This window comes from Vibrio antiquarius (assembly GCF_000024825.1).
GTDB classification, from domain to species: Bacteria; Pseudomonadota; Gammaproteobacteria; order Enterobacterales; family Vibrionaceae; genus Vibrio; species Vibrio diabolicus.
Genome location: NC_013456.1, coordinates 63,006 through 81,890 on the forward strand (window position 1 = coordinate 63,006; position 18,885 = coordinate 81,890).

The following is an 18,885-nucleotide window of genomic DNA, read 5'->3' on the forward strand; positions in this document are numbered from 1 at the left end:
CTATTCAAAAAATACTGACGGAATTTTAAATGAAAATTTGGAAATCAATCTTATTCACGACCCTACTCTCTTGCGGAGCGGTTGCAGCACCAGTAGAGATCGATAAGGTTGCGGTCATCGTGAACGACGGTGTAATTCTACAAAGCGACATCGAAACAGCGATGAAAACGCTGCAAGCCAACGCACGTCAAAGCGGAAAGAGCTTACCTTCTGCTAGCGTGTTAAAAGAACAAGTTGTTGAAAAGCTGATTATTGACACGTTGCAAGGCCAAGAAGCAGACCGTATCGGTGTGCGTATTGACGATAACCGCTTAAACCAAGCGATTGCGGAGATCGCACGTAATAATGAACAATCTGTAGAACAACTCGCCGCTTCTGTAGAAAGTGAAGGCTTGAGTTACCCAGAATTCCGCGAACAAATCCGTAAGGAAATCGCCGCTTCAGAAGCCCGTAATGCACTGGTTCGTCGCCGTATTAATATCCTTCCAGCAGAAGTCGACAGCCTTGCTGAGCAACTATCACAAGAAACCAATGCGACCGTTCAATACAAAATTGGACACATTCAACTGCGCTTCTCTGATGACAAAGAAAAGTCTGCTGTAGAAGCAGAAGCAAAAGCGCTGGCGAAAAAGCTAAACGAAGGTGCAGACTTTACGGAGATGGCCTACACCTACTCAAAAGGTCCTAAAGCTTTACAAGGTGGCGACTGGGGCTGGATGCGTAAAGAAGAAATGCCAACCATCTTTGCCGATCAGATCAAAATGCAAAACAAAGGCAGCATCATTGGCCCATTCCGCAGTGGCGTCGGTTTCCACATCCTAAAAATTGAAGATGTAAAAGGCCTAGAAACGGTTGCGGTAACGGAAGTAAATGCGCGTCATATTTTGATTAAACCAACCGTGATTCTGAGTGATGAAGGGGCGAAGAAGCAACTGAATGAGTTTGTACGCCGCATCAAAGCCGGCGAAGCCACTTTCGCTCAATTGGCAACGCAGTACAGCCAAGACCCTGGCTCGGCAGCGCAAGACGGCGAGCTAGGTTATCAAACGCCAGATCTGTACGTGCCAGAATTTAAACACCAAGTAGAAACTCTGCCTGTTGGCTCAATCAGCGAACCGTTCAAAACCGTTCACGGCTGGCATATCGTTGAAGTGTTGGATCGTCGCCAAGTTGACCGCACTGACTCAGCGATGAAGAATAAGGCTTACCGTATTCTATTTAACCGTAAATTTAATGAAGAAGCGGGCGCATGGATGCAAGAGCTACGCGCAAGTGCGTTTGTTGAAATCGTGGATGACAACAATGACAACTAATACAATTCGTAGAATTGTCGTAACCGCAGGGGAACCTGCGGGTATCGGCCCAGACTTAGTGCTTGCCTTATCGAAGGAAGATTGGGCACACCAAATTGTCGTCTGCGCCGATAAAAATATGCTGATGGACAGAGCCAAGCAGCTTGGCATTGAAGTCCAACTGTCTGATTACAATCCAGAAGAAGCGCCTAAAGCACAAAAAGCAGGCACGCTTATCGTTGATCATATCCAAATATCGGAACCTGCGGTCGCAGGCGAGCTCAACGAAGTGAATGGTCACTATGTACTAAAAACGCTAGAAAGAGCCGCTTTAGGCTGTATGAATGATGAATTTGATGCTATTGTCACCGGCCCTGTTCATAAGGGGGTGATTAATCGCGCAGGTGTTGCATTCAGTGGTCATACTGAGTTTTTCGCCGAGAAGTCAAAAACGCCGCTAGTCGTCATGATGCTAGCAACGGAAGGACTACGCGTGGCGCTAGTCACAACACATATTCCTTTAGCGTATGTGTCCAAAGCGGTCACCGAAGAGCGATTAGAAAAAATCATCGATATTCTTCATAAAGACCTTGTAGAAAAGTTTGCTATCGCACAACCAAACATCTACGTTTGCGGGCTTAACCCTCATGCTGGCGAAGATGGCTGCTTAGGTCGTGAAGAGATCGAAACCATCACTCCGACACTGGAAAAAATTCGACAAGAAAAAGGTATCAACCTGATCGGCCCTCTGCCGGCTGATACCATTTTCAATGAAAAATATTTAAATGATGCTGATGCTGTTTTAGGCATGTACCATGATCAAGTGTTGCCAGTATTAAAATACAAAGGCTTTGGTCGTTCAGTAAACATTACTCTTGGTCTACCTTTTATTAGAACATCGGTGGATCACGGTACTGCATTAGACCTGGCAGGGACAGGTCAAGCGGATACAGGGAGTTTCCGAACAGCGCTCACGCATGCGATAGATTTGGTAGAGAAGAAATAATGAGAAATGATGTCCATTTAGGACACAAAGCGCGTAAACGTTTTGGTCAAAACTTCCTGAACGATCCATACATTATTGATGGAATCGTATCAGCGATTAACCCAAAACCAGGTCAAAACCTGGTTGAAATCGGTCCTGGTCTCGGTGCAATCACTGAGCCGGTAGGTCGTGAAGTGGATAAGTTCACAGTTATCGAATTAGACCGCGATCTGGCAGAACGCCTACGTACTCACCCTGAACTGGCGGATAAGTTGACCATCCATGAGGGTGACGCTATGCGTTTTGACTTCACTCAATTAGTGAAGCCAAACAACAAGCTACGCATTTTCGGTAACTTGCCGTACAACATCTCTACACCATTGATGTTCCACCTTTTTGAATTCCATAAAGACATTCAAGACATGCACTTTATGCTGCAAAAAGAAGTGGTAAACCGCTTAGCTGCCGGTCCTGGCAGCAAAGCTTACGGCCGTTTAACGGTAATGGCTCAGTACTACTGTAAAGTGGTACCAGTACTGGAAGTGCCGCCAACGGCATTCGTTCCACCACCGAAAGTGGACTCTGCTGTCGTTCGTCTAGTGCCATACGAAGAGCTACCATGCCCTGCGAAAGATCTGCGTTTGCTGGATCGCGTTTGTCGTGAAGGCTTTAACCAACGTCGTAAAACAGTTCGTAACTGCTACAAATCGTTGTTAAGCACAGAAGTACTAGAAGAGCTAGGTGTTAATCCAAGCATGCGTCCAGAGAACCTGACGCTAGAACAATTCGTCGCGATGGCGAACTGGCTTGCGGATAACCCGCAGCACTAAGAACTCAAACGATAAGCCAAACCCTTGCCGGTTTGGCTTATTATTATTGGGATATTACGTTTCTGAGGAGTGCACATGGACGTCATTCAACCTTGCATCAAAATTCAAGTTCACACCAAATACATCGAAGAACAGTCCAATCCTGAGCTACAACGCTACGTTTTCGCCTATACCATCACCATCAAAAACCTTAGCCAACAAACCGTGCAGTTAGTGAGCCGTCGCTGGTTAATCACAGACTCGAATGGCAAGCAAATGACGGTTGAAGGTGATGGTGTGGTGGGTCAACAACCTTTTATTCCAAGCAATGATGAATACACGTACAGTAGCGGAACCGCGTTAGAAACCCCTGTCGGCGTTATGCAAGGGCACTACAAAATGCTGGATGAAAAAGGACAGGAGTTCATCACCGAAATTGAACCATTTCGTCTTGCTGTTCCAAATGTTTTAAATTAGTAAATTGGAGATTCAGTGGCTACCTATATTGTTGGTGATATTCAAGGCTGTTTTGATGAATTGCAGCGACTACTAGAACAAGTCTCTTTCTCTGCGAAAAAAGACCAACTTTGGCTCGCTGGTGATTTGGTCGCCAGAGGGCCTAAATCACTAGAAACTTTACGCTTTGTGAAGTCGCTTGGCACAAGCGCAACCGTGGTGCTTGGTAATCACGACCTTCACCTGCTCGCCGTTGCTCACGGGATAAAAAAGGTCAAAGACAAAGATAAAACCGCGCCTATTTTCACTGCACCCGATAAAGAAGATCTATTGGCATGGATAGCTCAGCAACCTCTTATGGCCGAGCATGACGAGTTCGTGATGTGTCACGCTGGGATATCACCGCAGTGGAATCTAAAAACCGCAAGAAAATGTGCCCGCGAAGTTGAACGCATCATCCAAAGTGAAGAGCTGCCTTGGCTCTTAAAAAACATGTACAGTAATCAACCTGATTCCTGGGATGACTCTCTACAGGGTTTGGACCGATACCGTTATATTATCAATGCTTTTACGCGGATGCGCTTTTGTTTCCCCGATGGTCGTTTGGATATGGATTGTAAACTACCACCACAACAAGTTTCCGGTAACGAACTTATTCCATGGTTTGATGTACCTCAGCGCGTTCACCTCAATAAAACGGTGTTATTTGGTCACTGGGCTGCACTACAAGGCCATGTAGACGAAGAGATCATCGGTCTGGATACTGGCTGTGTTTGGGGCGGAAGCCTAACCATGATCCGTTGGGACGATAAGAAAATCTTTACTCAGGATGCGTTAAGTTAAACACTGAATAATAGTCGATAGTCCATCGTAGGGAGAATGCCTGTCACCTAACATCTCCTGTAGAGCCATTCCAGCGAGTCTTAGCGAGACTAGGAATCTAATATCCGTACGCTGCGGGTAGATAGAGATACCTTTGACAACAAAGTACTCGTATAGAAGATCCTGAATCACGCTCCTCCGTCGCTTTCAGGATGATGGCAGGCCGGGATGGCCGCTCGCTGTTATACGAACGGCATTACCGTATTAACTACGCTGTTTTAATCTCGAATTACTTTTCTAACACAGTAAAGCGCATGTTGTAGGCGTTCTTCTCATCCGCTTGATACGTTTCTGAGTAGGTTTCCTTAAATTGATCTCCCCAGTCTGGGAACTGAGTATCACCATCAATCGCGGCTTCAATGTGTGTTACATACAGTTTATTGGCCATCGGCAGACAAGCTGCGTAAATCGCACCACCACCAATGATCATCACTTCTTCCACGTCACCAGCCACGTCCAAAGCTTGCTCAATCGATGTTACGGTAGTGACGCCTTCGATCTTTAGTGTCTCATCACGGCTGATAACAATATTCAAGCGACCAGGTAAAGGGCGACCAATAGACTCATAGGTTTTGCGTCCCATCACAACAGGCTTGCCCATAGTGCAGCGCTTAAACCAAGCGAAATCGGCGGGAAGATGCCAAGGCATTTGATTGTCTTTGCCAATGATGCGATTGTCGGCCATCGCGGCAATCATACTAATGATCATGTTAGGTCCTTATACAATTGGTCTGCGGCGATAGAATAACAGCCCTGGAACAGCAAGACCAACAGCTAAGCCTGCAATAATAAACATGGCCTTAAGAAAGTTCTCCATACAAGTTGCAACGAGCTCAGGTGAATAACCAATATGGTTGATCTCAACCATGGCTATCATTGCTTTGTAAGCAAACACGCCAGGTACCATCGGGATCAAAGCTGCCACAGTGAACACTTTTGGGTGCGCGAGAAAGCGGCGAGACCAGTATACCCCGATCATCCCAACTAGCGTCGCGGCAAAAAAGGTCGCCCATTCAATGGGAATACCAAACTGCATCATCAAATAACGGCTGCCGTGTCCAATCGCGCCGCCAACAGCGCAATACACTAAAGCTCTTTGTGGCACGTTAAAAACCAGTGCAAATCCAACTGCGGGAATCGCAGCGAAAAACATGTCATTCAGCAGTCCAAGCATCAAATCAAACAAACTCATTAGATTGCCCACCCCCAAATTCCAGTAACGCTCATCGCAGCAACGATGCCCAAACACGTCGCCAACGTCAGTAAGCTGGCCATCACAAACCGGGCAATACCCATGTTAATGTGCCCTTTCAGCATGTCTGCCACCGAGTTAATCAACGGGAAACCCGGTACGAGCATTAATACCGACGATGCCATTGCAACAGTGGGCAGATTGCCGATTTGGTAGATTTCAGCTTGCGCAGAAATTAAGGTCGTGACAAAGGCGGTCGCTGCAAAGTTCAGTAAAGGATTAAAGTGACGATGACCAATTTCTTGGCGAACGATCATGCCACCAGCTGATGCTAAAAAGGTCATAACAAATACCCCCCAATCGCCACCAGCCAGATGACTGAATGCCGCACATGACAAGCCAATCATAAACACCACCAGCCAGCGGTTATAACGCTCTGGACTGATGGCGTTCAGCTTTTTCTGCGCCATGGCTGCATCGAGCAGCCCACGCTCCATCATGATGCAGATACGTTGAATTTGCGTAATAACGCGCATATTAATGCCACGATCGGCACAACTTCGGGTGGTGGTGATGCAGTGTCCATCCATTACCGTCGTTACAACCAGTGCATTGGCAGATAGGGCAACCGCAACTTCATTAACCCCACAAGCAAGGCCAATACGGCGCATAATATCGCTCACCAGAGTACTTTCAGCACCATGAGCGAGTAGCATTTGCCCGGCTTGGGCAACAAGGCGAGAAATAGATCGTTGAGTGGATACCGCGAACTCTCCAGACGGTATGGTTTCTAGAGTCATAAATAAGTCTAATTCCTTTTAGGGTGTTGCTCATTCATACGTGAGAGGTCCAAACTAGCCCTCAAAAATCACGACGTATCGGCTATTGTGCCGTAAATCACACCATCTAAATATGATTTAGATACAAAAAAAGCCGCAATAAATAATTGCGGCTTAATGAATTATAGGCAAACAGGCATTGTTTGACGGTTCTGATTAGTCACGAACGTAGACAACGTGACCGTCATCTTCTTCATCGTCCCAGTCATCCCAATCGTCGTCATCATCTTCAGTGATAACGTCTTTACCCGCCATCGCATCTTTATGGTAGTCATCCCACATGAAGTTAACTTTATCTTCTTCAGCCACTTCTTCCTCTTCGCGAGGTAGGTTATCCATAAAGTCAGCCAATTTGTAACAAAGCTCTTTAGTACCGTTACGGTTAATCGCCGAGATCTTAAAGTACTCGTCTTCCCAGCCTAGTGCGTCTAAGATTTCTTGGATCTTCTCATTCGCTTCTTCTTCAGGCATTAAATCAACTTTGTTGAATACTAACCAGCGTGGCTTGCTTGCCAGTTTTTCACTGTATTGCTCTAGCTCATCAATGATCGTCAGTGCATTTTGCACCGGATCAGACTGATCAATTGGCATAATATCGATCATGTGCAGCAACACTCGGCAACGCTCTAAGTGCTTCAAGAATCGAATACCAAGACCAGCGCCATCTGCTGCACCTTCGATAAGACCTGGAATGTCTGCAACAACAAAGCTTTTCTCTGGTACGACACTCACTACGCCCAAGCTTGGGATCAACGTCGTGAATGGGTAATCAGCGACTTTTGGTTTTGCTGCTGATACTGCGCGGATAAAGGTTGATTTACCTGCATTAGGTAGACCAAGCATACCAACGTCAGCAAGAAGCAATAGTTCAAGGCGAATTTCACGTACTTCACCTTTTGTGCCTAATGTTCTTTGACGAGGCGCGCGGTTTACTGAAGATTTGAAACGCGTGTTACCTAGACCGTGCCAACCGCCTTTTGCGATCATCACTTTCTTACCGTGTTCAGCAACTTCTGCCACGATTTCATTTGTATGGATATCCACTGCGCGCGTACCTACAGGTACACGAAGAACGATGTCTTTACCACGTTTACCAGTACAGTTACCGCCGCGGCCATTCTCACCACGCTCCGCTTCGTAGAAGCGCTGGAAACGATAATCAATCAGAGTGTTAAGGTTTTCATCGGCTTGGATATAAACATCACCACCGTCACCACCATCACCGCCATCAGGACCACCTTTAGTGATGAATTTTTCACGCCAGAAACTCACAACGCCGCTACCGCCGTCGCCAGCCTGAACTTTTACTACCGCTTCATCTACGAACTTCATCTTTTACTCCGACTACTTCGTGCGTGGATTAAATCTACTTTGTCATCTGACAATTTTAGCAGATGACAGATCTAAGCTCCCAGCCCACAAATAACGTGGAAACGAGAAACTTCGATATGTCGACTGCCATAAATAAAAAACCCCGCCGATTCGGCAGGGCTTTTGAATTCAGCTTAAAGCTATTAAGTAACTTGGTAAAAACCTAATTACTCAGCTTCGATGCTTACAAACTTACGGTTCTTAGGACCTTTCACTTCGAACTTCACTTTACCTTCAGTAAGAGCGAATAGAGTGTGGTCTTTACCGATACCTACGTTGTTACCAGCGTGGAACTTAGTACCACGTTGACGAACGATGATGTTACCTGCAAGTACAGATTCACCACCGAAACGCTTAACACCTAGACGTTTGCTTTCTGAATCGCGGCCGTTACGAGTAGAACCACCAGCTTTTTTGTGTGCCATTGTTAAACTCTCCTAATAGATTAAGCGTTGATACCAGTGATCTTCACTTCAGTGAACCACTGACGGTGACCCTGTTGCTTACGAGAGTGCTTACGACGACGGAACTTAACGATTTTAACTTTATCGCCACGACCGTGTTGTACAACTTCAGCAACAATTTTGCCGCCCTCTACAAGAGGAGCACCAACTTTGATGTCTTCGCCGTTAGCAACAAGAAGAACTTTATCAAATTCTACAGTTGCACCAGTTTCAACGTCTAATTTCTCTAAACGAAGAGTTTGACCTTCGCTTACACGGTGTTGTTTACCACCAGATTGGAAAACAGCGTACATATTTTACTCCGCTTTTTCCGCACAGCCTTTCTTGAGGGTGTGCGCTAAACTAATCATCAATAGGGCGCAGATTCTACAGAATAGATGCTCCTATGACAAGCCATATTTTGAAAAAATTGGCGAAAAGCTAATCGCCAAAGAAAAGTGCGGCAATCATGCCCTTTAGTAATGTATTAATCAACGTTTTTTAGTGTATTATTCGACAATTATATAAATCGAATAAGCCTTGCAGGGTCTAACTTCAGCCGGATATACGATGGATTTTAAAACTATCCAAGCGCTTACTGCCGATGACATGGCAAAAGTGAATGAAACAATTCAAGCCCAACTTAATTCTGATGTCTCTTTAATCAACCAGCTCGGTTTTTATATCGTGAGTGGTGGAGGCAAACGTCTGAGACCGCTTTTAGCGATACTGTCAGCCCGCGCACTTGGTTACCAAGGCAACGGTCATACAATGGCAGCTGCGTTTATTGAGTTCATCCATACAGCGACTTTGCTGCATGATGACGTGGTCGACGAATCAGACATGCGCCGCGGTAAAGCAACTGCGAATGCTGCATTTGGCAATGCTGCTAGCGTGTTAGTTGGGGACTTTATCTATACTCGCTCATTCCAAATGATGACGGAGCTAGGATCCATGAAGATCCTTAAGCTAATGAGCAACGCCGTAAACGTGATCGCCGAAGGTGAAGTTCAGCAGTTGATGAACTGTAACGATCCTGACACGACAGAAGAAAGCTACATGCAAGTCATCTACTCTAAGACGGCACGCTTATTTGAGTCTGCAACTCAAATTGGCGCAATCTTAAACGATGCTCCTGAGCATGTTGAAATCGCAATGCAAAATTACGGTAAGTATTTGGGCACTGCGTTTCAGCTTATTGATGACGTCATGGATTACACCTCTGATGGCGAAGACATGGGTAAAAATGTGGGGGATGATTTGGCTGAAGGCAAGCCAACTTTACCTCTACTTCACGCTATGCGTAATACCACGCCAGACAATGCCCTCATGATTCGCGAAGCAATTGAGAAGGCCAATGGCATGGATCGCTTAGAAGATATTCTCGCGGTGATGAAAGAGGCCGGATCTCTGGAATACACGACGCAAAAAGCACTAGAAGAAGCAGACAAAGCGATCGAAGAACTATCAGTATTGCCGGAATCTGAATACAAGCAAGCGCTTATTACTCTGGCTCATGTCGCGGTACAACGCACGAAGTAATCATAACCCATAGCAAGACTTAAAACAAAAAGGAAGAGCAAGCTCTTCCTTTTTTGTATCTGATACCTAATGCCGTGATAGGCGCTAGTAATATCTGTCACTACCGCCATGCAGTTGTGGGTCATCTTCTATTTCATCAAAGCTAACCGCAATCTGCTGATCAGAGCCTTGTTTCGACAACAGTACCGTCTCTGCTTCACGGTCGACCACCAATATCGTACCTACGCCCTGCTGGCACTCAACAACCATGCCTTTACGGATTCGACTTGCTTCCATCATCTTCTCCTTCACCACGTTGTTTTGATCAAGTAGTTTTACGAAGCAGAGAAGCCAAAGATCAAAAAAGCCGATCATTTTGATCGGCTTTCTTCTTATTCGAGCTTTCTAGATTACTTTGCGAATTCAACACCAATGTTGATGTCGCCATTTAGTGTTTCTAGCATACCGTCTAGTGCAGACTTTTCGTAGTCGCTGAGTTTGCCGTAGCTTAGTACTTCTTCTACGCCTTCTTTACCTAGTTTCACAGGCTGTGCGAAGTAAGTCGCGTGCTCACCGTCGCCTTCAACGTATGCACATTCAACTACGCCTTCTTCACCTTGAAGAGCACGAACTAGAGACAGACCAAAGCGACATGCAGCTTGGCCCATTGATAGTGTTGCACTACCACCACCCGCTTTCGCTTCTACAACTTCAGTACCTGCGTTTTGAATACGTTTCGTTAATGCTTCTACTTCTTCAGCTGTAAACTCAACGCCTTCCACTTGAGACAGTAGAGGTAAGATCGTTACGCCAGAGTGACCACCGATAACAGGTACGCGAATGTCACCTGGATCTTTGTCTTTTAGCTCTGCAACGAATGTTTCTGAACGGATAACGTCAAGTGTTGTTACACCGAACAAGCGACGCTTATCGTAAACACCCGCTTTCTTAAGTACTTCAGCGGCAATTGGCACTGTTGTATTTACCGGGTTTGTGATGATACCAACACAAGCTTTCGGACAAACAACCGCAATCTTCTCCGCTAGCGACTTAACGATACCAGCGTTTACATTGAATAGATCCGCGCGATCCATACCAGGTTTACGAGCAACACCTGCAGAAATCAGCACAACATCCGCACCTTCTAGTGCTGGAGTAGGATCTTCACCCGCGTAACCTTTGATAGAAACTGGCGTCGGGATGTGGCTAAGATCAGCAGCCACACCAGGAGTTACTGGAGCAATATCGTATAGGGCTAAATCAGAACCAGCAGGAAGACGGTTCTTAAGTAGAAGGGCCAGGGCTTGACCGATGCCACCAGCGGCACCAATAACGGCTACTTTCATGTAGTTCTCCTTGAGAGTATTTCTCTTATAAACGTATTCGTAGGGTAGTTTGTAACCAACTTAAATAAAGCTATCGGAATCACAACTTGATTACAATCAATTAACGCTAGCTTTGCGACCTCGCGCAACTCGCTGTTACCGTGCTACAAATGGAGCTTGGATTATTCTTTTATTCTGTTGAAATGACAAGGAATTCAAGAAAACAAAAACAGCCCTACTTCATATAGTTAAAGAATTCCATGTGGTATATAGTTTACAGTGACGTAACTAACATAATACTGGGACTCTTTGGCACCGCATGAATATATATGCGAGAATATGCAAAATTGCTGACCCGTAATAAGAGATTCGTAATGACTATGCGCAATTCAGAAAAACAAGACAACTTAGTCCGCGCCTTTAAAGCCCTATTAAAAGAAGAGAGCTTTGGCTCACAGGGTGAGATTGTTGATGCACTCAAACAACAAGGATTTGAAAGCATTAACCAATCGAAAGTATCACGCATGCTGACTAAATTTGGCGCCGTCCGCACACGCAATGCAAAAATGGAAATGGTTTACTGCCTTCCCGCTGAGCTAGGAGTACCGACTGTAAGCAGCTCTTTGCGTGAACTGGTGCTAGACATTGACCATAACGCGGCATTAGTTGTTATCCATACTGGCCCTGGTGCTGCGCAGTTGATTGCTCGCTTGCTTGACTCACTGGGTAAATCCGAAGGTATTCTTGGTGTTGTTGCAGGTGATGACACTATCTTTATCACTCCAACGATGGCGATTACGACTGAACAGTTGTTCAAATCAGTGTGTGAACTGTTCGAATACACTGGCTAAGTTCTTTCACATTTAGATCAGCTAACTCTTTGTGGGCTATAAAAGAAATCTCATTTTGTAGCCCATGATTTATGTAAATTTTTTGCTTATCCAGACCATTATTTAACCACCTATTTTGTGATTAACATCACGCAATTGATCTTTTTCACTTCGTTCACTTAATACTTATTAAGTGTTTGTTATAAAAAGAATTAAATCACAAATCTAATACTATCCTCCTGCACAAGATTCAGACTTATCAACTATAACATTTAACAATTGGATAATTTTCTGCCAATTTTTTGTTATGATTCGCTCGCTTTTTCAAACGATTGGATTGGAAAAGATGCCGTTTCCAAATAGGAAACTCCAGAAGTGATTTATGGTTATTTCCGGGTAAATAATGAATATAAGGAAGGGAAATTCATGGCATTTAACAAACTTCTCAAAGTAGGCGCTATCGCTGCAGCAGTAATGGGTGCAGGCGCAGTTAACGCTCAAGAGTTTATTACTATCGGTACTGGCTCTGTTACAGGTGTTTACTACCCTACTGGTGGTGCTATCTGTAAATTGGTCAATAAAGGTCGTAAAGAACACAACATTCGTTGTTCAGTAGAATCGACTGGCGGCTCTATTTACAACGTTAACACTATCCGTGCTGGCGAGTTAGATTTTGGTATCGTGCAATCGGATTGGCAGTACCACGGCTACAATGGTACGAGTAAGTTTGCGGAACAAGGCCCGTACAAAAAGCTACGTGCAATGTTCTCTCTTCATACAGAACCTTTCAACATCATTGCTCGTGCAGATTCAGGTATCGAAAACGTTGAAGACCTAAAAGGTAAGCGCGTAAACATCGGTAACCCAGGCTCTGGTGACCGTGCAACCATGGGCGTTGTTATGGAAGCGATGGGCTGGACAAACGACAGCTTCAAATTGGCTTCTGAGCTAAAGGGCTCTGAGCGTTCTCAAGCACTTTGTGACAACAAAATTGACGCATTCATTTACATGGTGGGTCACCCGAACGGTTCAATCAAAGAAGCAACAACATCATGTGATGCTAAGCTAGTTTCTGCAACAGGCCCGAAAATCGATAAGATTGTTGCTGATAACCCATACTACGCCTTTAGCTCAGTGCCGGCTGGCATGTATCGTGGCACAGACAAAGACGTAAACAGCTTTGGTGTTGCGGCAACGATGGTTACAACAGCAGACGTTTCAGACGATGTCGCTTACAACGTTGCAAAAGCCGTGTTTGAAAACTTCGATACGTTCAAACGTCTACACCCTGCGTTTGCAAACCTGAAAAAAGAAGACATGGTGAAAGCGGGTCTATCTATCCCTCTTCACCCAGGTGCAGAAAAATACTACAAAGAAGTGGGTCTACTTAAGTAACTTCCTCAGACTCCAAACTCACAGGCAGGAAAAGATGGTTTTCTGCCTGTTTGAGCATGCAGGTTGTAGCACGTGCTAACTGCATGCTTCATTCGCCAGTTTTCTTCCGAAAATTGCGAGTTCATACCCAAGAAAAACTTAAACGCCGCCTAGCAGAGTCTCCAAAATTCAACACTTTGAGTTCAGGCAGCAAAATACTCGAAAGCAAACTTCGCTCCATTCGCTACACTGATAAAGGCGAAGTGTGGTTCTCGATAAAAATCCGACAGGACCATCAATAATAAGGAAAAAGTACATGGCGACGAATCAAGCTCCGTCACAAGATGTGCAAGAAATGGTGGCTCAGGCAGACACAGGTGCACGTAGCCCCTCGGGAATGCAAGGACGAATCCTTTGGTTTGTTCCTCTGTGTTGGTCACTATTTCAATTATGGTACGCATCTCCGCTACCATTTATTTTTAATTTCGGCGTACTGAACGACACGGAAGCGCGATCAATCCACCTCACTTTCGCGATCTTCTTGGCTTTCACTGCTTATCCAGCTATGAAAAATTCCCCTCGCGATCATATCCCTCTTGTCGATTGGATATTGGCGCTAGCAGGTAGTTTTTCTGCGGCATATATTTACCTTTTTTATACCGAGCTAGCTGGACGTTCCGGTGCACCAACAACGGCAGATATCGTCGTTGCTGTCATCGGTATGGTTCTCCTTTTAGAGGCAACACGCCGAGCGCTCGGTCCACCACTGATGGTGGTTGCTGCTGTCTTCCTTATTTACACCTTTGCTGGCCCTTATATGCCCGATGTCATCGCGCATAAAGGAGCGAGCTTAAACAAGGCCATGTCTCACTTATGGCTAACAACGGAAGGTGTATTCGGTGTCGCATTAGGCGTTTCAACCTCTTTTGTGTTCTTGTTTGTATTGTTTGGTGCCATGCTGGAACGCGCTGGCGCAGGTGCTTACTTCATTAAAGTCGCCTTTTCTTTGCTGGGTCATATGAAAGGTGGTCCTGCAAAAGCGGCCGTTGTTGCATCTGGTTTATCCGGGCTTGTTTCTGGCTCTTCAATCGCAAACGTGGTAACCACTGGTACCTTTACCATTCCATTGATGAAACGTGTCGGTTTTCCGGGCACCAAAGCGGGAGCCGTTGAAGTTGCCGCCTCAACCAATGGTCAGTTAACGCCACCAATCATGGGCGCGGCGGCATTCTTGATGGTGGAATATGTCGGTATCTCATACGTTGAGGTGATTAAGGCTGCTCTACTTCCGGCACTTATCTCTTACATCGCTTTGATTTACATCGTTCACCTTGAGGCGTGTAAAGCGGGTATGACAGGTCTTCCTCGTCGCCACAACCCAACGTTAGTACAAAGTTTGCTTTCCTTTACTGGCACAATCTTAGGACTGTGTGTGATCAGCGCATTGGTTTACTACGGAGTGGGTTGGACGAAAGATGTCTTTGGTGATGCCGCGACGCCAATTGTTACGGTTGCCCTGTTAATTGCGTATGTTGGCTTGGTGAAGATCTCAGCAAATCACGTGCAAGATGGCGCAATTGAGATTGATGCAGAGTTAACAGAAGTACCAGATCCTGGCCCAACGGTTAAATCTGGTTTGCACTATCTACTGCCTATCGTTGTATTGGTTTGGTGTCTGACTGTAGAGCGCTTCTCGCCAGGTCTTTCAGCATTCTGGGCAACGGTGTTCATGATTTTCATTTTGCTGACTCAGCGTCCATTGATTGCTCTGTTATCAAAGCAAGGTGACATGATGCAGCAAACCAAAGATGGCTTCGTCGATCTGGCTGAGAGCTTGGTTGCTGGCGCTCGCAATATGATTGGTATCGGCGTTGCAACGGCAGCGGCAGGTACCGTAGTTGGGGTCGTCACCCTAACGGGTATCGGCCTGGTCATGACGGACTTCGTTGAGTTTATCTCTGGCGGTAGCATCATTCTTATGCTGCTGTTTACTGCAATAATCAGCTTGGTTCTTGGGATGGGTCTCCCGACAACGGCGAACTACATCGTCGTCTCTACGTTGATGGCACCGGTTATTGTCACACTAGGTGCAGCACATGGCTTGATCATCCCACTCATTGCGGTGCACTTGTTCGTTTTCTACTTTGGTATTTTGGCCGACGACACCCCACCCGTAGGTCTTGCGGCATTTGCGGCGGCTGCGATTGCTAAATCAGACCCAATTCGTACAGGTATCCAAGGCTTTACTTACGATATTCGAACCGCCATTTTGCCATTCATGTTTGTGTTCAATACCCAGCTACTGTTGATGGGGATAGACTCTTGGTGGCATTTAGCACTCACTGTCATCTCATCGATCATTGCGATGCTGATCTTCTCCGCCGCAACACAAGGATGGTGGTTCACGCGTAACAAGTGGTGGGAAACCGTTCTATTATTAGTACTGACATTTTCGTTTTTCCGTCCTGGTTTTTGGTGGGACATGCTGTATCCAGCGAAAGTTCTTTCTCCTGGCGTTGAGGTAGCTCAAATCACGGAAACGCTAAATGTAGGAGAATCATTGGAGCTACGTGTTGCCGGCGAAAACCTTGAGGGCGACTACATCGAGAAAACGGTTCGTCTTCCATTCGAAGACAGTGCAACAACAGCGGAAGCACGTATTTCGTCTATGGGTCTGATGCTGACCGAAAGCGACAACAAAATGATTGTCGATATGGTCGAGTTTGGTAGCCCGGCAGAGTCTGCAGGTATCGACTTTGATTGGGAGATCAAGTGGGTTATCCAAGATGCAGAACGTCCGATGAAAGAATGGGTATTTGTGCCATGCTTAATGATTTTGCTGGTGCTTGCCATGAACCAAAAACGTCGTGCTCGTAAGGAACAATTGAGCGCATAACCGATTTGGCCCCGAGGACAAGGGGCCTTAGTGAGAGACATTGAATGTACAAACAAATTCTTGTTCCGGTTGATCTAAATGACCAAGGCTTTTCAGACCGAGCGGTTGAACTAGCGGTTTGGCAGGCAAAGCAAGCGAATGCGCAAATCCACCTTCTAACAGTACTACCTGGTATTCACATGTCGATGGTTGCTACATACTTCCCAAAAGATGCAGCAGCCAAAATGAAGCAAGACGTGAAGCAGCAATTAAAAGCTTTTGCCAATAAGCATATTGCTGAAGATGTGGTGTACCAAGTACATGTTGCTGAGGGCAAAGCCTACGCGACGATTCTTGATTATGCAGAGCGCTTGGGCGCTGATCTCATCATTATGCCAAGTCACAAGCGTTCTAAAATCAATAAAGTAATGCTTGGCTCTGTCGCAAGTAAGGTCGTGGAATATTCTCCAATCAATGTGATGGTCGTGAAACCGCAAGGTTAAACAACTAAAGAAACGAAAAAGGACGCTAACATTAGCGTCCTTTTTATATTGAACAAGTAAGGATTATGCCATTACTGGGTAATCGGTATAACCTTCTGCTCCACCTAAATAAAAGTGCTCAGGTTTTGCCTCATTAAGAGGTGCATTTTTCTTAAATCGCTCAACTAAATCAGGGTTGGCGATAAATGGAACGCCAAATGCGACCACATCAACTTGATTTTCTGCAATTGCCGTTGTCGCTTCTTGTGCACTGTAGCCCACGTTGGCCATTAGGTAACCTTGATAGTTTTCGCGTGCTGGCTTGAGAACATCTGCTTTTTGTACGCCCTTTAGATCCGCACGCATCACGTGCCAATAAGCAAGATCGAAAGCATTAAGTTGCTTAGCTAAGTAACGAACCAAGCCAACCGGATCGCTGTCTTTCATGTCATTAAATCCATTTAATGGTGATGTGCGCAGCCCTACTCTTCCAGGTCCCCATACCTCGACCACTTCTTTAACTATCTCAAGTAAAAAACGGGCACGATTTTCGACCGAGCCACCGTACTCATCAGTACGTAAATTCGAACCATCACGAAGAAAGTTATCGATAAGATAACCATTGGCGCCATGTATCTCCACACCATCAAAGCCTGCTCTCTTGGCGTTTTTCGCACCTTGCTTAAACGCTGCCACAATGGAAGCTATCTCATCCACTTCGAGTGCTCGTGGTACCGTATATGCTTGCTTACCTGAAGGGGTATGAACTAACTCATCACGAATGGCTAGTGCGCTCGCTGCAACAGGCGTTTTCCCATCATTCAGTTCAGGATGACAAGCTCGTCCCGCATGCCAAATTTGCAATACGATCTTACCGCCTCTTTCATGAACCGCATCCGTTACCTTTTTCCAAGCTGCAATTTGTTCTTCGTTATAAATGCCCGGTTCAGCCATAAAAGCAGACGTTCCTTCCATCACCATGGTGCATTCTGCAATGATAAGTCCAGCACTCGCGCGTTGAGCATAATACTCAACCATAAGGTCATTCGGGATATGATCTGCGCTGGCACGAGCGCGCGTTAAAGGGGCCATAATAGCACGGTTATCTAATGCTAATTGACCCAGTTCGATAGGAGAAAATAAGTCTACAGAGTTGGACATGTTGTTTACCTCAAATGACAATAACTTGATGGCTAAGGATGAAGAGCCAGACTATAATCAGATCAATATTGAAACAATATGGATAATTGAAAGTGATTGTTCGAAATTTAGAAACAATTGACTTTAGGACGCTCTCTATCTTTGTCACAAGCTGTCGACTACTGAGCTTAACCAAGTGCGCGCTGGAGTTAAACCTACCAAAATCTACTGTTAGTAAAGCCATAACCAAACTCGAACAGCACTTTGAAGCCAAGCTCCTAGAGCGCACGACCCGAAAGTTGGTGATTACCGAAGCTGGCCAAATGGTTTTAGAGCGTGCTGCGAGCTTAGTTGAGGAATTTCACTCGATTGGTCAAGACGTTCAAGAAATGGAACAGCAGATCCAAGGTCGGCTTCGCATTGCTGCGCCGCCAGCCTTGGATGCGTATATGGCTGAGCACATCTTTTTACCATTTTTAAAACAATGGCCAAAAGTACAAATTGCGTTAGAAGCATCGAACGATTTTGTTGATCTGTTTTCACACGGTTTTGATATGGCAATTCGAGTCGGCCAGATCGTCGATGATCGACTGATTGCTAAAAAATTGGGTTACACCACCCGAGTATTGGCCGCCAGTCCTGAGTATTTAGCTGAGTGTGGCGTACCTAAAACGCCAGAAGATCTGACAACACACAACTGTTTGAGATATCAGTATGTTTCAGAGATAGGCCCTTGGACGTTGATTTCGCAGGACAACACGGTCAACGTCTCAGTAAGCAGTAACTTCTCTAGCACCACCGTAGAAGCGGTATTAAAAGGCGCGCTCAAAGGATTGGGAATCGCTAACTTACCTATGCAAAATATGACGCAAGAGCTGGAAAATGGCTCCTTAGTCAGAGTCTTACCTCAATGGCACACGGTACCAATGCCCATTTATTTAGTCTATCGTCCTGGCGCAAACCGAACGCGACGAGTACAAGCGATGATTGACCATATCATGAGCCTAAGATCTCAATTTGAATTTGGTCCTCGACATGGTTTGTGTTGCGGAGAAGCATAATCCCGCCA

20 protein-coding genes are annotated in these 18,885 nt (G+C 45.6%); 11 read left to right on the plus strand and 9 right to left on the minus strand.

Annotation, left to right across the window (positions count from 1 at the left end):
* Positions 1–29 precede the first annotated feature (29 nt).
* The 5 genes from surA (at position 30) to VEA_RS00285 (ending at position 4,385) form a co-directional block, all read left to right on the plus strand.
* Positions 30–1,313 carry a peptidylprolyl isomerase SurA gene (surA, locus tag VEA_RS00265; RefSeq protein ID WP_006742728.1) on the plus strand — a complete coding sequence of 428 codons (1,284 nt, stop codon included), beginning with the start codon at positions 30–32 and terminating at the stop codon, positions 1,311–1,313.
* On the plus strand, positions 1,303–2,298 hold the full coding sequence (pdxA, locus tag VEA_RS00270; protein ID WP_012841155.1) for a 4-hydroxythreonine-4-phosphate dehydrogenase PdxA: 996 nt from the start codon (positions 1,303–1,305) through the stop codon (positions 2,296–2,298). Before surA ends, pdxA begins: the two co-directional genes overlap by 11 nt.
* Entirely contained in the window at positions 2,298–3,107 is an 810-nt protein-coding gene (gene rsmA / locus VEA_RS00275) for a 16S rRNA (adenine(1518)-N(6)/adenine(1519)-N(6))-dimethyltransferase RsmA (RefSeq protein ID WP_005379669.1), read from the plus strand. Before pdxA ends, rsmA begins: the two co-directional genes overlap by 1 nt.
* A 75-nt stretch (positions 3,108–3,182) precedes the next feature.
* Positions 3,183–3,563 (plus strand): Co2+/Mg2+ efflux protein ApaG, encoded by a 381-nt coding sequence (apaG, locus tag VEA_RS00280; RefSeq protein ID WP_012841156.1) that lies wholly within the window; start codon positions 3,183–3,185, stop codon positions 3,561–3,563.
* Positions 3,564–3,578: 15 nt separating this feature from the next.
* Positions 3,579–4,385 carry a symmetrical bis(5'-nucleosyl)-tetraphosphatase gene (locus VEA_RS00285; RefSeq protein WP_006742726.1) on the plus strand — a complete coding sequence of 269 codons (807 nt, stop codon included), beginning with the start codon at positions 3,579–3,581 and terminating at the stop codon, positions 4,383–4,385.
* 268 nt (positions 4,386–4,653) lie between these two features.
* On the opposite strand, the gene folA is transcribed toward VEA_RS00285, so the two are convergent.
* The 6 genes from folA to rplU form a co-directional block, all read right to left on the minus strand.
* Positions 4,654–5,133, minus strand: a complete 480-nt coding sequence (gene folA / locus VEA_RS00290) for a type 3 dihydrofolate reductase (RefSeq protein WP_005392293.1) — start codon at positions 5,131–5,133, stop codon at positions 4,654–4,656.
* Between the two features lie 9 nt (positions 5,134–5,142).
* The gene (locus tag VEA_RS00295; RefSeq protein WP_005392295.1) at positions 5,143–5,616 is read right to left on the minus strand and encodes a threonine/serine exporter family protein; all 474 of its coding nucleotides are present in this window, start codon (positions 5,614–5,616) and stop codon (positions 5,143–5,145) included.
* Positions 5,616–6,416, minus strand: coding sequence for a threonine/serine exporter family protein (locus VEA_RS00300; RefSeq protein ID WP_006742725.1), 801 nt, complete (start codon positions 6,414–6,416; stop codon positions 5,616–5,618). The genes VEA_RS00295 and VEA_RS00300 overlap by 1 nt, the downstream gene beginning before the upstream one ends.
* Before the next feature lie 195 nt (positions 6,417–6,611).
* Positions 6,612–7,787 (minus strand): Obg family GTPase CgtA, encoded by a 1,176-nt coding sequence (gene cgtA / locus VEA_RS00305; protein ID WP_005383091.1) that lies wholly within the window; start codon positions 7,785–7,787, stop codon positions 6,612–6,614.
* Positions 7,788–7,993: 206 nt separating this feature from the next.
* Positions 7,994–8,251: a 50S ribosomal protein L27 gene (rpmA, locus tag VEA_RS00310; RefSeq protein WP_005383095.1), complete on the minus strand. Its 258-nt coding sequence runs from the start codon at positions 8,249–8,251 to the stop codon at positions 7,994–7,996.
* A gap of 20 nt (positions 8,252–8,271) precedes the next feature.
* Positions 8,272–8,583 carry a 50S ribosomal protein L21 gene (gene rplU, locus VEA_RS00315; protein ID WP_005383096.1) on the minus strand — a complete coding sequence of 104 codons (312 nt, stop codon included), beginning with the start codon at positions 8,581–8,583 and terminating at the stop codon, positions 8,272–8,274.
* Positions 8,584–8,839: 256 nt separating this feature from the next.
* Between rplU and ispB the strand changes: the two genes are divergently transcribed.
* The gene (ispB, locus tag VEA_RS00320; RefSeq protein ID WP_012841157.1) at positions 8,840–9,811 is read left to right on the plus strand and encodes an octaprenyl diphosphate synthase; all 972 of its coding nucleotides are present in this window, start codon (positions 8,840–8,842) and stop codon (positions 9,809–9,811) included.
* A gap of 84 nt (positions 9,812–9,895) precedes the next feature.
* On the opposite strand, the gene VEA_RS00325 is transcribed toward ispB, so the two are convergent.
* Positions 9,896–10,087, minus strand: coding sequence for a hypothetical protein (locus VEA_RS00325; protein WP_005392299.1), 192 nt, complete (start codon positions 10,085–10,087; stop codon positions 9,896–9,898).
* A 113-nt stretch (positions 10,088–10,200) separates the two neighbouring features.
* On the minus strand, positions 10,201–11,136 hold the full coding sequence (mdh, locus tag VEA_RS00330; RefSeq protein WP_005392300.1) for a malate dehydrogenase: 936 nt from the start codon (positions 11,134–11,136) through the stop codon (positions 10,201–10,203).
* 359 nt (positions 11,137–11,495) lie between these two features.
* Between mdh and argR the strand changes: the two genes are divergently transcribed.
* The 4 genes from argR (at position 11,496) to VEA_RS00355 (ending at position 16,697) form a co-directional block, all read left to right on the plus strand.
* Entirely contained in the window at positions 11,496–11,966 is a 471-nt protein-coding gene (gene argR, locus VEA_RS00335) for a transcriptional regulator ArgR (RefSeq protein ID WP_031780246.1), read from the plus strand.
* A gap of 405 nt (positions 11,967–12,371) precedes the next feature.
* Positions 12,372–13,340, plus strand: a complete 969-nt coding sequence (locus tag VEA_RS00340; protein WP_005392302.1) for a TAXI family TRAP transporter solute-binding subunit — start codon at positions 12,372–12,374, stop codon at positions 13,338–13,340.
* Between the two features lie 295 nt (positions 13,341–13,635).
* A complete protein-coding gene (locus VEA_RS00350; protein WP_012841159.1) occupies positions 13,636–16,215 on the plus strand; it encodes a TRAP transporter permease in 2,580 nt (859 codons plus the stop codon).
* A gap of 44 nt (positions 16,216–16,259) precedes the next feature.
* Positions 16,260–16,697 (plus strand): universal stress protein, encoded by a 438-nt coding sequence (locus VEA_RS00355; protein WP_005392306.1) that lies wholly within the window; start codon positions 16,260–16,262, stop codon positions 16,695–16,697.
* A 63-nt stretch (positions 16,698–16,760) separates the two neighbouring features.
* Here VEA_RS00355 and VEA_RS00360 read toward each other — a convergent pair whose 3' ends face one another.
* On the minus strand, positions 16,761–17,837 hold the full coding sequence (locus VEA_RS00360) for an alkene reductase (protein WP_006742959.1): 1,077 nt from the start codon (positions 17,835–17,837) through the stop codon (positions 16,761–16,763).
* Between the two features lie 92 nt (positions 17,838–17,929).
* Between VEA_RS00360 and VEA_RS00365 the strand changes: the two genes are divergently transcribed.
* Positions 17,930–18,877 carry a LysR family transcriptional regulator gene (locus VEA_RS00365; protein WP_006742960.1) on the plus strand — a complete coding sequence of 316 codons (948 nt, stop codon included), beginning with the start codon at positions 17,930–17,932 and terminating at the stop codon, positions 18,875–18,877.
* Positions 18,878–18,885: the final 8 nt, after the last annotated feature.